The following is a 14892-nucleotide window of genomic DNA, read 5'->3' as shown; positions in this document are numbered from 1 at the left end:
GGCGGGGTCAGAGCACCGGCAGGTAGCGGCCGAGCTCGAACTCGGTGACCTGGCGGCGGTACTCGTGCCACTCGGCGCGCTTGTTGCGCAGGAAGTAGTCGAAGACGTGCTCGCCCAGGGTCTCGGCGACCAGCTCGCTGCGCTCCATGATGCTGATCGCCTCGTCGAGGCTCTGCGGCAGCGGCTCGATGCCGAGCGCGCGCCGCTCGGCGCTGGTGAGGGCCCACACGTCGTCCTCGGCGCCGGGCGGCATCTCGTAGCCGCCTTCGATGCCCTTGAGGCCGGCGGCCAGGATCACCGCGTAGGCGAGGTAGGGGTTGGCCGCCGAGTCCAGCGAGCGGAACTCCACCCGGGTGGAGTTGCCCTTGTGCGGCTTGTACATGGGCACCCGGACCAGCGCCGACCGGTTGTTGTGCCCCCAGCTGATGTAGCTCGGCGCCTCGCCGCCCAGCCCGGCGATCGCCTCGCTGCCGCCCCACAGGCGCTTGTAGGAGTTGACCCACTGGTTGGTCACCGCGCTGATCTCGGCGGCGTGCCGGAGCAGCCCGCCGATGAACGAGCGGCCGATCTTGGACAGCTGGTACTCGGCTCCCGGCTCGTAGAAGGCGTTGCGGTCCCCCTCGAACAGCGACATGTGGGTGTGCATGCCCGAGCCGGGGTAGTCGGTGAAGGGCTTGGGCATGAACGACGCCCAGATGCCCTGCTCCAGCGCGACCTCCTTCATGACCAGGCGGAAGGTCATGATGTTGTCGGCGGTGGTGAGGGCGTCGGCGTAGCGCAGGTCGATCTCCTGCTGGCCGGGGCCGCCCTCGTGGTGGCTGAACTCCACCGAGATGCCCATCGCCTCCAGCATCATGATCGCGTTACGCCGGAAGTCGTGGCCCGAGCTGTGCGGGGTGTGGTCGAAGTAGCCGCCGGAGTCGTTCGGCACCGGCCGGCTGCCGGCCTCGGGACGCTCCTTGAGCAGGTAGAACTCGATCTCGGGGTGGGTGTAGAAGGTGAAGCCCATGTCGGCGGCCTTGGCCAGCGTCCGCTTCAGCACCCAGCGCGGGTCGGCGTGGGACGGGGAACCGTCCGGCATGAGGATGTCGCAGAACATCCGCGCCGCGCCCGGGGTCTCGCTGCGCCAGGGCAGGATCTGGAAGGTCGACGGGTCCGGCTTGGCCAGCATGTCCGACTCGTGGACCCGGGCGAACCCTTCGATGGAGGAGCCGTCGAACCCGATGCCCTCGGCGAAGGCGCCTTCGAGCTCGGCCGGGGCGATCGCCACCGATTTCAGGAACCCGAGCACGTCGGTGAACCAGAGCCGGATGAACCGGATGTCGCGCTCTTCGAGCGTGCGGAGCACGAACTCCTGCTGGCGGTCCAAGGCATCCCCTTCTGCCGGACGGTGACGGACACCATCGTCGTCGCGCTGAGCCATTCTCTGAGTCGGCGGAAGACATGTCTGGTCATCTACCAGTCTGCCCGCTTGGTGTTTCGCACACGTTACGCGGGTGCCCGCCGGGCCGTCGACGCGCCGGGCGACGACCCCGGACCCGCCGCTCCCGGCGGCGGATCGCCCGGCGGGCAGGGCGATGAACGGCGGCCTGGCGACGGCGCGCCCGACGGCCACGATTCGGTCATGTGTCCCGCCCTGTCGTCGCCCGCTGTGACACCATGGTCGCGTTCCGCGTTCGTCAAGGGCACGCCCTGCGGAGGTAAGCCATGAACGGCGATCGGCACCGCCCGGTGGTCCCCGGGTCCCCGCCCCCACCGGCCGCCCCGGCCGGGCTCCCGGCCCCGCCGGCGGCCCGGGCGGCCCGCACGACCCCGGCGCCGCCGACGTCCCTGGCCGGCCCGGCCGCGGTCCATGCGGCTCCGGCGGTCCCGGCCGGCCCGCCGGGTCGGGACGCCGCCGCGCCGAACGCGTGGCGGCGGGCCGTCCGGCGGGTCGGGCCGCCGCGCGGGCGGGCCTGGCCGGTGCCGCGCGGGGTCCGGCGGGCGGCGCTGGCCCGCGCCGGGTGGGCGGGCGGCCTGGCGGCGGCGCTGGCCCTGGTGACGCTGGGTGCCCAGGCCGGGCGGGACGCCGCCTGCGCGGCCGGCGGGGTCGCCGGGGCCCTCGGCTCCGGCGGCGGCCACTTCGGCGCGTCGCGCGAGCGCTGCTCCGCCGGCGGCCCGCCCGGCGACGCACCGACCGCCACGGTCTCCCCGCGCGAGTTCGCCGGGGCGGCGGCCTGCGGCGCCTACCTCGACGTCACCGGGCCGGGCGGCACGGTCCGGGTCCAGGTCGTCGGCGAGTGCCCGGCGTGCGCCCCGGGGGTCATCGACCTGAGCGGTCCGGCGTTCGCGCGGATCGCCGTCCCCGGCGTCGCCGTGGTGCCGGTGCGCTACCACCCGGTGCGCAACCCCGCGCTCCCCCGCCCGCTGGCCGTGCGGGTCGCGCGGGGGTCCTCGGCGCGGTGGCTGTCGGTCCAGGCGATCGACCACGGCAACGCGCTCGCCCGGGTGGAGTTGCGGCGCGGAGCGCGCTGGGAGCCGCTGGCCCGCGCCGGCGACCATTGGGTGGCCGGGCACGGCGGCGGCGCCGGGCCTTTCACGCTGCGGGTCACCGACGTGTACGGGCAGCGGGTCACCGCGAGCGGCATCCTGCTGGCCGTGGAGATCGTGCAGCGCACCGGCCGGCGGCTGTATCCGGCCGCACCGGCACCGCCGGCCGGCTGGGGACGGGTGCCGGTCCGGCGGCCGTGGTCCGGCGGCGCGGCGCCCGGCCCGCCGCCGGAGTGGCTCCCGCCAGCGGCCCGGCCCGACGCCCCGGCCGGCGGCGCGCCGGCCACCCGCCGCCCGGCCGGCGGGCCGGGCCGCGCGTCGTGGGCCGGCGGCGCCGGGGCCGGTGGGCGAGGCCGCCGGGTCACCGGCCCGGCCGCCGCGGACAAGGACACGCCCCGTCGTCCGGGGCCGGGCGCCGGGCGGCCCTCCGGAACCGGGAATGGCCCGTCCGGGCGGACGCCACCCCCCGCACGCACCGGTCCCCGTCCGCCGCGCCCGGCCGGCACCGGTCCCGGACCCGACCGGTCCGGGATCCACGTCCCGCCGGCCGCGGCGGGGCCGGGCCGGGCCGCCCGCCCGGTGCAGGCCCCCGGCCACCATGGCGGCCGGCCCGGGGGGCCCGGCCGGAACCCGTTCTGGTCCCGCGGCCGCGCGCCCGGCGGCCCGAACGCGGGCACCCGCCGGCCCGGCGCCACCCGGCCGGGGGAAGAGGGCGCCGCCGGGCCAGGGCCGGCGCCGTCCGGGCCGGCGGGCCGGACGGGCGAGCGCACCGACCACGCCGACCGGCGGCCCGCCGCCCCGGGCCGGGGCGGCGGGTCCTCCGGCGCCCCGAGCGGCGGACCGGCGGCGGATGGCCGGCCCGGGCCGGGCCGCGCACCCCGGCCCGGCGCAGGGCCGGGCACCGGTCCGGGGGCGGCACCTGAGGCCGGACCGGGCATGGGCGGTCCAGGATCCGGCCGGCCGGGACCGGATGCCGGGCCGGGCGCGGGCCGTCCGGCGGGCACCGGCGCCGCCGGGGCGCACGGAGGCACGGCATCCGGCGGCGACCGCTCGTCCGGTACAGGCCGCGGATCCGGCCTGGGCGGTACGGATGGGCCGGGCGGGTCCGGCACAGGTGAGGTGCCGGGCGGTGGAACGGATCGGTCCGGTGGCGGCGCCGGGGACGGCGACCGGCCCGGGGCGATCGACGGGGTGGCCGGCAGCGCGGTCACCGGCACGGCGGAACCGCCGCCCGGCGGGCCCCGCCCGTTCATCGCCCTGCCGTCCAGCCCGCCCTTCTTCTGCTGACCCGGCTTCCGCCGGCCCCCGTTCCCTCGCGCCTCGCCACACCGGGCGGCGCCGTCCCCGCCGCGCCGGGCGTCGTTTCGGGCTGAACTAAATGACTGGCGCCGGCGTCCGCGCCTCTCCGAGGATGGGCGGCGTGACCTCGCTCGCCGCCCGGAGGCGGTCCTTCCTGCACGCGAAGATCGGGGGGCTGCCCCGGCCGTTCTGGGTGCTGTTCAGCGGCACCTTCGTGAACCGGCTCGGCACGATGGTCGAACCCTTCATCGGCGTCTACCTGACCCAGGCCCGGGGCATGTCGCTGGCGGCCGCGGGCGTGGTGCTCGCGGTGTTCGGGATGGGCTCGCTGGTGTCGCAGCTGGTCGCCGGCTGGCTGGCCGACCGCATCGGGCGCCGGGCCACGCTGGCCGGCGCGATGGTGGCGACGGCGGCCGGCATGCTCGCCCTCGGGTACAGCACCTCGCTGCCCGCGATCGTCGCGGTGATGGCACTGCTCGGGCTGGTGCTGGACGCCTACCGCCCGGCGTCCCAGGCGCTGGTGGCCGATCTCATCCCGGCACATGACCGGCCGCGGGCCTTCGGCCTGCTGTTCTGGGCCATCAACCTCGGCTTCGCCGTCGCCATGGTCGCGGGCGGCTGGCTCGCCCAGGACGGGTTCCTGTGGCTGTTCTGGATCGACGCGCTCACCTCGCTCATCTTCGGTCTGCTGGTCTGGCGTGCGGTCCCCGAGACCCGGCCGGCGGCCGGGCAGCGGCCGGGCGGCTTCCGTGACGTGCTCGGAGACCGGCTGATGCTCGCCTTCGTGGTGATCAGCCTGCTCTACACGTTCGTCTACCTGCAGGCCTTCACCACCCTGCCGCTGGCCATCACCGGTCAGGGGCTGCCCACCTCCGCCTATGGGCTGGCGCTCGCGGTGAACGGCGTGCTCATCGTGGTGGTGCAGCCGCTGGTGAGCGACCGGCTGGCCCGGTACGACCCTGGGCGGACGCTCGCCGCCGGCATGGCCGTCGTCGGGGTGGGTTTCGGGCTGATGGCCCTGGCCACGACCACCACGGTGTACGCGGCGACGGTGGCGGTGTGGACGCTCGGCGAGGTGATGACGGCGGGCATGGCCGGGGCGGTGGTCGCCGCCCTCGCCCCGGCGCACCTGCGGGGACGGTACAACGGCGTGTACGGTTTCGCCTGGTCGGTGGGCGGCCTGCTCGCCCCGCTGATCGGCACCCGGCTGCTGGCCGCCGGCCAGGTGACGCTGTGGACCGTGGTCGGCGCCGCCGGCGTGCTCGGCGCCCTCGGCCAGCTCGCCATCTCCCCGGCCATCCGCCACCGCTCCGCCGCCCGGCCGTCCGCCGCGGGCTCCGAGGGCTGACCACGGCACCTGGAGGATTCCGCACCAGGCCAGGGTGAACAGAGCCTGGTGGGCTACGGGTGGAACGGCCGCGCCGGGTACCGGTTCCGTTGGTGCTTCGCCTGACCGGGGAGCGCGGTGGCCGGCGGGCGCCGCCCCCCTCGTCCCAGGACGGTGCCCGGCGCCACATCCTGCAGGTGCTCGTCGCCCGCGGCGGCACGCTCACCGCCGGCGAGCTCAGCTCCAGGTTCTCCCACTCGTGGCCTACGACCTCGCGCCACCTCGGCGTCCTCCTCGACGCGGGCATCGTGTCCGTGGCGACCGTCGGGAGGCGGCGCCACTACCAGGTCGAGCGGCAGCGGCTGGGCGGCGTGCTGGCCCTTTGGTTGCGCGCCATCGGCTTCGAGTTGCGTCCGGCCGGCGACGGCGGCTGATCGGGGCTCCGCCGCACGCGGCCGCCGGAGGCCATCGAGGATGACCACTCCAGGGCTGGAACCGTCCCCTGCCCGCCGGGCACGTCGGAGATGGCGGCGCAAGGGCGGGCCACGGCAGGTTCGGCTCGTCACCGGGACAGGGAAGCGGCACCGGGCGGCGAGCAGACGGCCGGGCGATCGGCGGTCACGCTGGAGGCCCTGGCCACGGCCATACCCCACGGGGGTGCTCGATCATGTCCTTACGCCTTCCCTGGTCCTCCCGGTTCGACGCGAGCATCCGGCGCGACCCCCGCCGTCACCGGGTCCCGGGCATCCCGGTGGTACTGGACGGCGAGGCGGTGGAGCCGGCCGCGGTGCTGGAACTGCAGGACCGGCCGCTGCACACGGTGCTCGACCCGGCCGCACTGGCCGGGGAGAGCCTGCGGGTGTTCACCGGGATCGACCGCGCCCGGGCCTACGCACTGGACCTCGCCTCGGCCGACGAGGCGGTGCAGTCGGAGGGCCCGCCCCGGCCGCCGGGCTCGCCGATCCGCGGCGGTTCCGGCTGCCGGGTCGCCGGCGGCGGCACCAACCCGCTTCCGGCCGACGCCGGGGTCGTGGAGTTCTACGAGCACATCGACCTGGGCGGCTGCGGCTGGCGGGTGCCCGACTCCCAGACCGGCGTGGCCGACCTGACCAAGGTGGTGGCCTGCGGGTTCCTGTGGTGGGGATGGAAGAGCGCGGACCAGCGGATCTCCTCGCTGGACGTCACCACCTCCTACTCGTCGATCACGCTGCAGGTGACGCCGTTCCCCGAGGACGGCACCCTGTGGGTTCCGCACCGGGCCAGGGTGAACAGCCTGGTGGACTACGGCTGGAACGACCGCGCGCGGTACTGGTTCCGCTGGTGCTTCGCCTGACCGGGCCGCGCGGAGGCCGGCGGGTGCCGCTCACCTCGCCCGGTGCCGGCGCGGGTGCGCACGTAAGGTGGGGGCGTGCCACAACTGCGTATCGCCCTCGCCCAGACGAACCCCGCCGTCGGTGATCTGTCCGCCAACGCCGACCGGCTCGTGGAGTGGACGCACCGGGCCGCCGAGCGCGGCGCGCACCTGGTGCTGTTCACCGAGATGTTCCTGACCGGGTATCCCGTCGAGGACCTGGTGCTGCGCACCTCCTTCGTGGACGCCTCGGTCACCGCGCTGCCCGCGACGGCCGGGCGGCTGGCCGCCGAGGGGCTCGGCGAGATCCCGGTGGTGGTGGGTTACGTCGACCGCTCGGGCGCGGCGCCGCGGGCCGGCCAGCCGAAGGGGGCGCCGCTGGACGCGGTCGCGCTGCTGCACCGGGGCACGGTGGTCACCCGCAGCGCCAAGCACCATCTGCCCAACTACGGGGTCTTCGACGAGTACCGCTACTTCGTGCGCGGTGACCGGCTGCCCATCGTCCGCCTGCACGGCGTGGACGTGGCGATCGCGGTCTGCGAGGACCTGTGGCAGGACGGCGGTCCGGTCTCGGCGGCCGGCGCGGCCGGGGCCGGCCTGCTGGTGGTGCCCAACGCCTCGCCGTACGAGCGGGAGAAGGACGACGTCCGGCTGCGGCTGTGCGTCGACCGGGCCCGGGAGGCGGGTTGCGCGCTGGCCTACGCCAACCAGGTGGGCGGCCAGGACGAGCTGATCTTCGACGGTGATTCGCTGGTGGTGGACGCCGCGGGGAACCTGGTGGCGCGGGCCCGGCAGTTCGAGGAGGAACTGCTGGTCGCCGACCTGGAGCTGCCGGCCGCCGACCCGGCGGCCGGGCCGGGGTCGTTCCCGGTGGACGCCGGGGACGGCACCACGATCACGGTGGAGCGGCTGGTGCTGTCCGCCGAGCCGCTGCCGCCCTACCCGCCGGAGCCGCCGGTGGTGGCGCCGCGCCTGGCGGATCTGGAGGAGGTCTACTCGGCGCTGGTGCTCGGGGTGCGCGACTACGTCGCGAAGAACGGCTTCCGCTCGGTGGTGCTGGGCCTGTCCGGCGGCATCGACTCCGCCCTCACCGCGACGATCGCCGCCGACGCCGTCGGGCCGGACCGGGTGCACGTGGTGCTCATGCCGTCCCGCTACTCCTCCGAGCACTCGGTCTCCGACGCGCTCGAGCTGGTCGAGCGCCAAGGGCTTCAGGCGCGGACGGTGCCCATCGCCGGCATGGTGGACGCGTTCGAGAAGGAGGTCGAGCTGCACGGGCTGGCCGCGGAGAACCTGCAGGCGCGGGTACGGGGCATGCTGCTGATGGCGCTGTCGAACGAGCACGGCCACCTGGTGCTCACCACCGGCAACAAGAGCGAGCTGGCCACCGGCTACTCGACCCTGTACGGCGACTCGGCGGGCGGCTTCGCCCCGATCAAGGACGTGCTGAAGACGACGGTGTGGGAGCTGTCCCGCTGGCGCAACTCCCAGGCCGGCCGGGGCGGCGAGCTGTTGCATCCGTTCCTGGTGCCGCCCATCCCGGAGAACTCCATCATCAAGGAGCCGAGCGCCGAGCTGCGCCCCGGCCAGCGGGACACCGACTCGCTGCCGCCCTACGAGGTGCTCGACCGGTTGCTGTCGGACTACGTCGAGCGGGACATGGGCAACGCCGAGCTGGTGGCCGCCGGGCACGACGCCGAGCTGGTCGCCCGGGTGATCCGGCTGGTGGACGTCGCCGAGTACAAGCGCCGGCAGTACCCGCCGGGCCCGAAGATCACCCCGAAGAACTTCGGCCGGGACCGCCGGCTGCCGATCACCAACCGCTGGCGGGAGGCCGCCGGCACCTGATCGCCGTACGGAGCCCAGCGGCCGGCGCGGCCTCACCCGGGGCGAGCGCGGCGTCGCAGGACCAGCCACCGGCCGGCCAGGCCGGTGGCGAACATGAGCGCCCCGGCGAGCACCGACGGCCAGGGCAGGGTGGCGACCAGGGTCAGGCAGCCGGCGCCGCCGAGCAGGCTGAGCCCGCGCGACCACCGGCCGGCCACCGGCAGGGTGAACGCCGCGGCGTTGGCGATGGCGTAGTAGACCAGCACGCCGAAGGAAGAGAAGCCGATCGCGCCGCGCAGGTCGACGGTGGCCACCAGCACGCTCACCACGACGGCCAGGGCGATCTCCGCGCGGTGCGGCACCCGGTACCGGGGATGGACGGCCGCGAGCCGGCCGGGCAGGTCGCGGTGGCGGGCCATGGCCAGCGTGGTGCGGCCGATCCCGGCGATCAGCGCGAGCAGCGCCCCGAGCGCCGCCAGCGCGGCGCCGGTCCGCACCACCGGGACCAGCGCGCCGGCTCCGGCGGCCTCCACCGCGGCGGCCAGCGGCGCGGTGGAGGCCGCCAGCCGCGCCGGCCCGGCGGCCAGCAGCGCCGCGACCCCGACCACCAGGTAGACGGCCACCGCCACGAACAGCGAGATCCGGATGGCCCGCGGGATGGTGCGGCGCGGATCGCGGACCTCCTCCCCCATGGTGGCGACGCGGGCGTAACCGGCGAAGGCGAAGAAGAGCAGGCCGGCCGCCTGGAGGATGCCGTAGACGCCGCCGGCGCCCGCCGGTCGCCCGGCGAGGTTCGCCGGGCCGGCGTGTCCCCCCGCCGCGATGCCGGCGACCGCAATGGCCAGGGCGGTGAGGCTGCTCGCGACCAGCACGCCGGTGAGCAGGGCCGTCCGGGTCACGCCGCGGTAGTTGAGCGCGGCCAGGCCGAGCACGGCGGCGACCGCCACCGCGCGCTGCGCCCACCAGGGGCCGGGTACCGCGTAGGAGGCGAAGGTGAGTGCCATGGCCGCGCACGAGGCGGTCTTGCCGATCACGAACCCCCAGCCGGCGGTGAAGCCCCACCAGGGGCCGAGGCGCTCGCGGCCGTAGATGTAGGTGCCGCCGGAGGTGGGGTACACCGCCGCCAGCCGGGCGGAGGCGACCGCGTTGCAGTACGCGATCAGCGCGGCGATCAGCAGCCCGATCAGCAGGCCGGTGCCGGCGGCGCGCGCGGCGGGGGCGAACGCGGCGAAGACGCCCGCCCCGATCATCGACCCCAGGCCGATGACCACCGCGTGCCCGGTGCCCAGCCGGCGGGCGAGATCGCCCCCGGGGACCGGCCCGCCCGTCCCGGCGGGGTCCGCGGGTGCCATCACCTGCCTCCTCGACCGTTGATCCATCAAATGTGCTTGATATATCGTGCTGGGCATGGCGTCATCCGGTCAAGTGGTCCCGCCGTTCCTGCGGCTGGCCGCCCATCCGTTGCGCTGGCGGTTGCTGACCGAGCTGGCCGCCGGCGATCTGCGGGTCCGCGAGCTGATCGAGCTGGTCCAGGCACCGCAGAACCTGGTCTCCTACCATCTGCGGCTGCTGCGCGACGGCGGCCTGGTCACCGCCACGCGCAGCAGTTCCGACCGGCGGGACAGCTACTACCGGCTGGACCTGGACCGCTGCGCGCTGGCCCTGGCCGCGACCGGGGCCGCCGTGCACCCGGCGCTGCGTCCGGCCGCGCCGCCCGCCTCGCCACCCGGCGGGGCGGGCCGCTCCCGCCCCGCCCCGCCCCGGGCGGGGCGCTCCCGCCCCGCGGTGCTGTTCGCGTGTTCGGGCAACAGCGCCCGCTCGCCCATCGCCGAAGCGCTGCTGCGCCACCACGCCGGCGGCCGGGTGACCGTGACCAGCGCCGGCAGCCGTCCCGGACCGCACCTGCATCCCCGGGCGGTCGGGGTGCTGCGCGAGGAGTACGGCATCGACGTCAGCGGCCGGCGGCCGCGCCATCTGGACGCGGTGCGCGGCCGCCGGTTCGACTATGTGATCACCCTGTGCGACCGGGTCCGCGAGGTCTGCCCCGACTTCGGGGCGCAGGCTCGGCGTGTCCACTGGAGCACCCCCGATCCGGCCGCGGCGGCCGCCGGCGAGTCGGCCGATGCCGTGTTCGGCCGGGTGGCCGCCGACCTCGACCGCCGGGTCCGCCATCTCCTGCCCGTCCTCGACCAGATCCCGGAGTACCGACCATGAGCGCATCCGACCGCCACGCCTCCGTCCGCTACGTCGTCGACGACGTCCATGCGTCCGTCGCCTTCTACACCGCCCACCTGGGCTTCACCCTCTACGGCGGCGCCGCCCCCGCGTTCGCCGACGTGGTGCGCGGGCCGCTGCGGCTGCTGCTGTCCGGCCCGGCCAGCTCCGGCGCCCGCGCCACCCCGGCCGACGCCGCCGGCCCGGGCCGCAACCGCATCCATCTGGAAGTGGCCGACCTGGACGCCGAGATCGCCCGGCTGCGGGCGGCGGGGCTGTCGTTCCGCGGCGCGGTGGTCTCCGGGCCCGGCGGGCGCCAGGTCCTGCTCCCCGACCCGTCGGGCAACCTGGTCGAGCTGTTCGAACCCGCCGCACGACCCCCGGCGCCCGCGTCCTGACCCTTCCCCATCCGGCACCCATCCGGGCCGGCTGCCGCCCTTCGCCGGCCCGCCGGCCCGGCGGCCGGGGTGCCCGGCCGCAGGCTCGGCGGGCCGGGGCCGGCCGGTGCGCGCCGTGGCGGCGTGCCGGTGCCCGTACCGGCCATCGAGGCCGCAGGCCGTCCGGCGATGGCGCCCGCGCCCCCGCGCCCCCTCGCCCCCTCGCCCCCTCGCCCCCTCGCTCCCTCGCTCCCTCCGGTGACGGCCGCCGGCGCTTGCCTCGCGGGTACCCTAGGGGGGTATAGTTGTCCGTGTGCACCCCCGGAAGGGTGCGGTGCCCTCGCGCAATACGATAGGGGGGTACAGTGTTCCTCCCCTGGGCGCCCCCCGGGCGGCCCGTCGCGGACCAGTCGATGAGATCCGGAGAAGGAGTGATCGTCATGACCACCACCACCTACACCGTCCAGGGCATGACCTGCGGCCACTGCGTGAGCTCGGTCAAGGAGGAGGTCGGCGCGGTCGAGGGTGTGACCGGGGTCGAGGTCGACCTGCCCACCGGCCGGGTGACCGTCACGTCGGAGGGTTCGGTGCCGGACGAGAGCGTCGCCGCAGCCGTCCGGGAGGCGGGGTACGAAGTGGTGCCCGCATGATCGGCACTCCGGCGCGGCTGGCCTGGTACGCCGCCGGGGTCGCGGTGGTGTTCGCCGGGGCGTTCGGCGCGGGCGGCGCGGTCGCCCCGGCGGCCCGTCCCGCCGCCGCCCCCGCGGCGCCGGCCGGCCACGACGCGCATGCGGGCGGGACGCCGGACCGCGCGCCGCAGGGCCCGCCCGCCGGGCTGCAGATCTCCGAGCGGGGTTACACGCTGGTGCCCGCGGTGACCGGGCTTCCGCCGGGCGACCCGGTCCCGTTCCGGTTCACCGTGCTCGGCCCGGACGGCCGCCCGGTCACCCGGTACGATGTGGAGCACGACAAGAAGATGCACCTCATCGTGGCCTCGCGCGACCTCGGCGACTTCCGGCACCTGCATCCGGAGCTGGGCGCGGACGGCACCTGGTCGGTGCCGCTGGCGCTGCCCCGGCCGGGCGCCTACCGGGTGTTCGCCGACTTCGCCCCGCAGGGCGGCGCCGGTCTGACGCTCGGTGCCGACCTGACCGCGCCGGGCGAGTCCGCCGCCCGCCCGCTGCCGGCCCTGTCCCGGACCGCCACGGTGGACGCCTACACCGTCACGCTGGAGGGCGAGCTGGTGCCCGGCCGGTCCAGCAGGCTGACCCTGCGGGTGGCCAGGGACGGCCGCCCGGTCACCGACCTGCAGCCCTACCTCGGCGCCTTTGGCCACCTGGTGGCGCTGCGGGCCGGCGACCTGGCCTACCTGCACGTCCACCCGGAGGGCGAACCCGGTGACGGCCGCACCCCGGCCGGGCCGGAGATCACCTTCGCCGCCGAGGTGCCGAGCGCCGGGGAGTACCGGCTGTTCCTGGACTTCCGGCACGCGGGCACCGTGCGCACCGCGGCCTTCACCGCGCGGGCCGGCCAGGCACCGCCACGGCCGGCCACGCCGGAGGCCACTTCGAAGGCCACGCCGGAGGCCGGCCCGCCGGCCGACGACCACGGAGACCCCGGCCATGGGCACTGACCGGCACACCGGCACCGCGGACCCGACCGCGGAACGCGAAGGAGGGACCATGACCGCCAGGCCGGCCGCCGCGACACCGCTCACCGGTGACCGCGCGGCGGCGCCCGCCCGCACGATCGAGCTGACGATCGGCGGCATGACCTGCGCCTCCTGCGCCAACCGGATCGAGCGCAAGCTGAACAAGCTGGCCGGGGTGACCGCCACGGTCAACTACGCCACCGAGAAGGCCAAGGTCGGCTTCCCGGCGGAGCTGACCCCGCAGGATCTGGTGGCCGAGGTGGAGAAGGCCGGCTACCGCGCCACGGTGCCGGCGCCGCCCGCGGCCGCCGGCCAGGCCACCGACGCCGACGCCGACGAGCCGGACGGCGAGGCGCGCGCGCTGCGGGCCCGGCTGGTCACCGCGGTGGTGCTGGCCGTCCCGGTGGTCGCCATGGCGATGATCCCGGCGCTGCAGTTCCGGTACTGGCAGTGGCTCTCGCTGACGCTGGCCGCCCCGGTGGTGGCCTACGCCGGCTGGCCGTTCCACCGGGCCGCGTGGGCCAATCTGCGGCACGGCACGGCCACCATGGACACGCTGGTGTCGCTCGGCACGCTGGCCGCGTTCGGCTGGTCGGTGTGGGCGCTGTTCTTCGGCACCGCCGGCACCCCCGGCATGGTCCACCCGTTCACCTTCGCCATCGGGCGAACCGACGGGTCCGGCGCCATCTACCTGGAGGCCGCGGCCGGGGTGACGGCGTTCATCCTGGCCGGCCGCTACTTCGAGACCCGGGCCAAGCGCCGGGCGGGCGCCGCGCTGCGCGCCCTGCTGGAACTGGGCGCCAAGGACGTCGCGGTGCTGCGGGACGGCACCGAGGTACGGCTGCCGAGCGACCGCCTTCAGGTGGGCGACCGCTTCGTGGTGCGCCCGGGCGAGAAGATCGCCACCGACGGGGTGGTGGAGGAGGGTGCCTCGGCGGTCGACGCCTCCATGCTCACCGGCGAGTCCGTCCCGGTGGAGGTCCGCCCCGGCGACGCGGTCACCGGCGCCACGGTCAACGCGGGCGGCCGGCTGGTCGTCCGGGCCACCCGGATCGGCGCCGACACCCGGCTGGCGCGGATGGCCGCGCTGGTCGAGGAGGCGCAGACCGGCAAGGCGCGGGTGCAGCGGCTGGCCGACCGGGTGTCCGGCGTGTTCGTGCCGGTCGTGATCGCGCTGGCCGCCGGCACGCTCGGTTTCTGGCTGGGCACCGGCGCGGGCGCGGGCGCGGCGTTCACCGCCGCGGTCGCGGTGCTGATCATCGCCTGCCCGTGCGCGCTCGGCCTGGCCACCCCGACCGCGCTGCTGGTCGGCACCGGGCGCGGCGCGCAGCTCGGCATCCTGATCAAGGGGCCCGAGGTGCTGGAGTCCACCCGGACGGTCGACACGGTGGTGCTGGACAAGACCGGCACCGTCACCGAGGGCCGGATGACCCTGGTGGCGGTGCACCCGGCGGCGGGCGCGGACGAGGCCGAGGTGCTGCGGCTGGCCGGGGCGCTGGAGCACGCCTCCGAGCACCCGATCGCCCGGGCGGTCGCCCGGGCCGCGGCCGAGCGGACCGGCGCGCCGCCGGCGGCCGAGGAGTTCGCCGCGCTGGCCGGGCACGGGGTGCGCGGCACCGTCGAGGGTCACCAGGTGCTGGTGGGCCGGCCCGCGCTGCTGGCCGAGGCCGGGCAGCCGCTGCCGGACGAGCTGACCGGCGCCGCCGCGGCGGCCGAGGCGGCCGGCCGGACCGCGGTCGCGGTCGGCTGGGACGGCGCGGCCCGCGCGGTGCTGGTGGTCGCCGACACCGTCAAGCCGACCTCGGCCGCGGCGATCGCCGAGCTGCGGGCGCTCGGGCTCACCCCGGTGCTGCTCACCGGCGACAACGATGCGGTGGCCCGCGCGGTGGCCGCCGAGGTCGGCATCGACGAGGTGACCGCCGGGGTGCTGCCCGCCGGCAAGGTGGACGTGGTCAAGCGCCTGCAGGAGCGGGGCCGAGTGGTCGCCATGGTGGGCGACGGGGTGAACGACGCCGCGGCGCTGGCCCAGGCCGACCTGGGCCTGGCCATGGGGACCGGCACCGACGCGGCGATCGAGGCGTCGGATCTGACGCTGGTCCGCGGCGACCTGCGGGTGGCGGCCGACGCGATCCGGCTGTCGCGCCGCACCCTGGCCACGATCAAGGGGAACCTGTTCTGGGCGTTCGCCTACAACGTCGCCGCGCTGCCGCTCGCGGCGGCCGGGCTGCTGAACCCGATGATCGCCGGTGCCGCGATGGCGTTCTCGTCGGTCTTCGTGGTCGGCAACAGCCTGCGGCTGCGCCGCTTCTCCTGACGC

12 protein-coding genes are annotated in these 14892 nt (G+C 76.3%); 10 read left to right on the top strand and 2 right to left on the bottom strand.

Annotated elements, in window-relative coordinates:
- Positions 1 to 7 precede the first annotated feature (7 nt).
- Entirely contained in the window at positions 8 to 1369 is a 1362-nt protein-coding gene (gene glnA2, locus Sru01_RS04760; protein ID WP_203982606.1) for a gamma-glutamylpolyamine synthetase GlnA2, read from the bottom strand.
- A 338-nt stretch (positions 1370 to 1707) separates the two neighbouring features.
- Here glnA2 and Sru01_RS04755 point away from each other — a divergent pair, with 338 nt between their 5' ends.
- From Sru01_RS04755 to Sru01_RS04735, 5 genes are all read left to right on the top strand, one after another.
- Complete coding sequence (locus Sru01_RS04755) at positions 1708 to 3816, top strand: expansin EXLX1 family cellulose-binding protein (protein WP_203982605.1); 2109 nt, start codon at positions 1708 to 1710, stop codon at positions 3814 to 3816.
- 124 nt (positions 3817 to 3940) lie between these two features.
- Positions 3941 to 5176 carry an MDR family MFS transporter gene (locus Sru01_RS04750; protein ID WP_203982604.1) on the top strand — a complete coding sequence of 412 codons (1236 nt, stop codon included), beginning with the start codon at positions 3941 to 3943 and terminating at the stop codon, positions 5174 to 5176.
- 92 nt (positions 5177 to 5268) lie between these two features.
- Positions 5269 to 5589, top strand: a complete 321-nt coding sequence (locus tag Sru01_RS04745) for an ArsR/SmtB family transcription factor (RefSeq protein WP_203982603.1) — start codon at positions 5269 to 5271, stop codon at positions 5587 to 5589.
- A gap of 233 nt (positions 5590 to 5822) precedes the next feature.
- Complete coding sequence (locus tag Sru01_RS04740; protein WP_203982602.1) at positions 5823 to 6488, top strand: hypothetical protein; 666 nt, start codon at positions 5823 to 5825, stop codon at positions 6486 to 6488.
- A gap of 75 nt (positions 6489 to 6563) precedes the next feature.
- Positions 6564 to 8354, top strand: a complete 1791-nt coding sequence (locus Sru01_RS04735; protein WP_203982601.1) for an NAD+ synthase — start codon at positions 6564 to 6566, stop codon at positions 8352 to 8354.
- Between the two features lie 32 nt (positions 8355 to 8386).
- On the opposite strand, the gene Sru01_RS04730 is transcribed toward Sru01_RS04735, so the two are convergent.
- Positions 8387 to 9685 carry an APC family permease gene (locus Sru01_RS04730; RefSeq protein ID WP_203982600.1) on the bottom strand — a complete coding sequence of 433 codons (1299 nt, stop codon included), beginning with the start codon at positions 9683 to 9685 and terminating at the stop codon, positions 8387 to 8389.
- A 55-nt stretch (positions 9686 to 9740) separates the two neighbouring features.
- Between Sru01_RS04730 and Sru01_RS04725 the strand changes: the two genes are divergently transcribed.
- The 5 genes from Sru01_RS04725 to Sru01_RS04705 all read left to right on the top strand — a co-directional run bounded on the left by Sru01_RS04725 (position 9741) and on the right by Sru01_RS04705 (position 14889).
- Positions 9741 to 10547 (top strand): arsenate reductase/protein-tyrosine-phosphatase family protein, encoded by an 807-nt coding sequence (locus Sru01_RS04725; RefSeq protein WP_203982599.1) that lies wholly within the window; start codon positions 9741 to 9743, stop codon positions 10545 to 10547.
- A complete protein-coding gene (locus Sru01_RS04720; RefSeq protein WP_203982598.1) occupies positions 10544 to 10945 on the top strand; it encodes a VOC family protein in 402 nt (133 codons plus the stop codon). The genes Sru01_RS04725 and Sru01_RS04720 overlap by 4 nt, the downstream gene beginning before the upstream one ends.
- Before the next feature lie 419 nt (positions 10946 to 11364).
- Positions 11365 to 11574, top strand: a complete 210-nt coding sequence (locus Sru01_RS04715; protein WP_203982597.1) for a heavy-metal-associated domain-containing protein — start codon at positions 11365 to 11367, stop codon at positions 11572 to 11574.
- Positions 11571 to 12557 (top strand): DUF8832 domain-containing protein, encoded by a 987-nt coding sequence (locus Sru01_RS04710; RefSeq protein ID WP_373869482.1) that lies wholly within the window; start codon positions 11571 to 11573, stop codon positions 12555 to 12557. The genes Sru01_RS04715 and Sru01_RS04710 overlap by 4 nt, the downstream gene beginning before the upstream one ends.
- 49 nt (positions 12558 to 12606) lie before the next feature.
- A complete protein-coding gene (locus tag Sru01_RS04705) occupies positions 12607 to 14889 on the top strand; it encodes a heavy metal translocating P-type ATPase (protein ID WP_203982596.1) in 2283 nt (760 codons plus the stop codon).
- Positions 14890 to 14892 lie beyond the last annotated feature (3 nt).

The sequence above is a fragment of the Sphaerisporangium rufum genome (assembly GCF_016863395.1).
Classification (GTDB): domain Bacteria; phylum Actinomycetota; class Actinomycetes; order Streptosporangiales; family Streptosporangiaceae; genus Sphaerisporangium; species Sphaerisporangium rufum.
Note: the sequence above shows the minus strand (reverse complement) of the source record. Positions and strands in the feature narration are given on the sequence as shown.